This is a genomic window from Pleomorphovibrio marinus (genome assembly GCF_003347495.1).
Taxonomy (GTDB): domain Bacteria; phylum Bacteroidota; class Bacteroidia; order Cytophagales; family Cyclobacteriaceae; genus Pleomorphovibrio; species Pleomorphovibrio marinus.
Window position 1 is genome coordinate 1 of the sequence record NZ_QCXY01000025.1, and the last position, 2,391, is coordinate 2,391.

At 40.4% G+C, this 2,391-nt stretch carries 4 protein-coding genes and 1 pseudogene; all 5 read right to left on the reverse strand.

All coding sequences use genetic code 11. The features are described from left to right. Nucleotides 1-152: 152 nt before the first annotated feature. Nucleotides 153-659, reverse strand: coding sequence for a hypothetical protein (locus DB520_RS26120; RefSeq protein ID WP_114752771.1), 507 nt, complete (start codon nucleotides 657-659; stop codon nucleotides 153-155). A 56-nt stretch (nucleotides 660-715) separates the two neighbouring features. Then, on the reverse strand, nucleotides 716-1,012 hold the full coding sequence (locus DB520_RS26125; protein ID WP_157972268.1) for a hypothetical protein: 297 nt from the start codon (nucleotides 1,010-1,012) through the stop codon (nucleotides 716-718). Then, nucleotides 993-1,355: a DUF7674 family protein gene (locus DB520_RS26130; RefSeq protein ID WP_114752775.1), complete on the reverse strand. Its 363-nt coding sequence runs from the start codon at nucleotides 1,353-1,355 to the stop codon at nucleotides 993-995. Before DB520_RS26130 ends, DB520_RS26125 begins: the two co-directional genes overlap by 20 nt. Continuing rightward, complete coding sequence (locus DB520_RS26135) at nucleotides 1,336-1,911, reverse strand: hypothetical protein (RefSeq protein WP_114752777.1); 576 nt, start codon at nucleotides 1,909-1,911, stop codon at nucleotides 1,336-1,338. The genes DB520_RS26130 and DB520_RS26135 overlap by 20 nt, the downstream gene beginning before the upstream one ends. Then, nucleotides 1,899-2,391: pseudogene (locus tag DB520_RS26140) on the reverse strand (hypothetical protein); the annotation flags it as partial. The gene DB520_RS26135 and the pseudogene DB520_RS26140, both read right to left, overlap by 13 nt.

Here is a 2,391-nt window from a genome sequence, read left to right on the forward strand (position 1 = left end):
CATTTCCGGCTCCAAGTAGCAAAGCCCCGACAACCATAGCTTCAATCACAAACTCCTCATCCGGATCGATCAAACTTACTGGTACCAACCCACAACGGAATCCGTCTACCTTTAAAAAAGGATAGCTAATACTAATTCAACACTTGACTTTTTTAGTAACATATATAAGTCTCATTTGATTCAAATGGTTTATTCAATCTTTTATTAACATTTATTTCATGAGGTAGTTTAAATGAACGAGTTCCTATCACGATATTCTCCTTTGGATTATATTTATATACCAATTTAAAACATCCTCCTTGATATTTTAAAGGATATAAATTTAGAACCTCTATAAATTTCTCCATTTTATTTAATAATATCACTCCTGATAACTTTATCTCTATCTGTTCTCGTAATGATAAATAATCAATACTATCTAATGGTTTTAATCCTTTAATAAAATTACCACTAATTTCATCAAAGCTATAACCATGTGGGATATGATGGGCTCCAGTTTTCCCTCGCCCCCAGTGATAAGGCCAAAATTTCTGATTGATAGGTGTTTGTCCCGGCTTTCTTAGTGCCCAATTGTGTCGATCAATTGTACCTTGAAATTTACCATACTTAAAACCGACCACTCTATGCCCAGACATACTAGGTGCCTGAACCTTTGACATTACGGAGAATTGAAACTTCTTTCCAACATTGATATTGCCACCCCATTTCGGCAGTCCTACCCCCCTAGCGGCATTCTTGCTACCTCCACAAAAACTTCATTACCCTGTGGTATCCCTTTTACCAAAAGTACTTGACTTAGCCCACCAGTTAAACCGACTTCCGCATAAGCTGAGCTTTTAATTTCATCATAGGTGTAGGTTTCTGATGTACCAATGTGTTGAATGGATACAGGATCAATTGAGGTTGCCAATGATACTTCAAGAACAACTCCTATAAAGAGGGTGGTGCATAAGATAAATACAGACTTAAAAACAAAATATTTGTTTACCCAATCAATGAGAATCTTCATCATACCTTTTTTTGAATTTCTCAAAAATTTCTAAAGCTTTACCAGACAGATGGTTTCTTGCTTTTGCGACCAACAGTTCATCATCATATACCGGTTGGAAGATTTGAAGTACAATTGCATCTTCCGTTTCGTTTCCGCCAACATGAACTGCATGATCTATGAACTCAAAAGATTTTTTTGAGAGGATTTCATCGTTTATATTCTCGATCACAAACCTGCTAAACTCCCCCAATATGGGATAGACTCCATCTTCCTCATCAAAAACGGATTGAAATTCAGGTACTTTATCTTTTAAGTCCTTGATTAATTTATTGTAGTAGTCGTCTTTAATAACCTGAAAGTGCATTTTGAATATCTTGTAATAGTTGTTTAGTAATTTGTCGATCTGATGGTGATAGGTTTGCCCTATTACCCCATACTCTTTGTAGAGCAGTTCTATAATTCAATAACTTTGTGTGATGTGATTTTCCTCCGACAGTTCCACCTGTTAATTTCTCAAGCCGGAAAGCATCCATTGAACTTCCGCTCCCTACCTTAGCTCCTGGGCGATAGAGATCATTCACTATATTTTTAAGTTTAGGGTTCTGAACCCTACTTAATAAATTAGTTCTTGCTGTTCCTAAAAGCTTTGTACCCCCCCTAGCGGCCGTTATTTTATTAAAGCCTCCAACCCATTTCGAGGCTACATTAAACGTCATCTGCCCGCCGAGCATTTCAGGGACACTTAAAATTGCCCCACCAAATGGATTGTTTGCAAAAGCATCATGCGCCCCATATACGCCACCCACTACTTCGTTGGCTCCACTTGCAAAAAGTTTGTGCCAGTCAGCAGTTCCAAATCCTTTTAGTGCTTTAATCGTTTGAGGGGCTAATTCAACAATGCGACCCCCTAAATTAAGCATACCATAATCCACAGCAGTAGCTCATAGCCCTGCGATAGACCCAAAGGGTTTGCATTGGCTTGAATGCTTCCCATTAATGCTGAATTCCCTATTGCTGAGGCCCACCCAAATGAGCTGGTAGGCAAACCTCCCATAAGGATATTGCCACTAAATGAGCCAAGTGCTCCACCAATAAAATTGGATGCCTGAACACCCACCCCCATGGCATTTAACCCGGCTGAAAAGCCCATGCCAGCTCCGGCGGACAGGGCAGAGGTCGCTGCCCCCATTCCGAAAGCCCCAAACATTTGCCAGGCATTGTCAATATTTCCCGACATCCCTTGGACAACCACATTGGCATACCCTGCTATAATCATGGGTACCAAGAATTGTACAAACTCCCCGTCCGGATCAATACCCATCACCGGATTATTCCCCATTCCTGTATAAGGCGATGCAAACTGGTTCTGCGGATCCACGCCAAACCACCTCCCCAGCGCC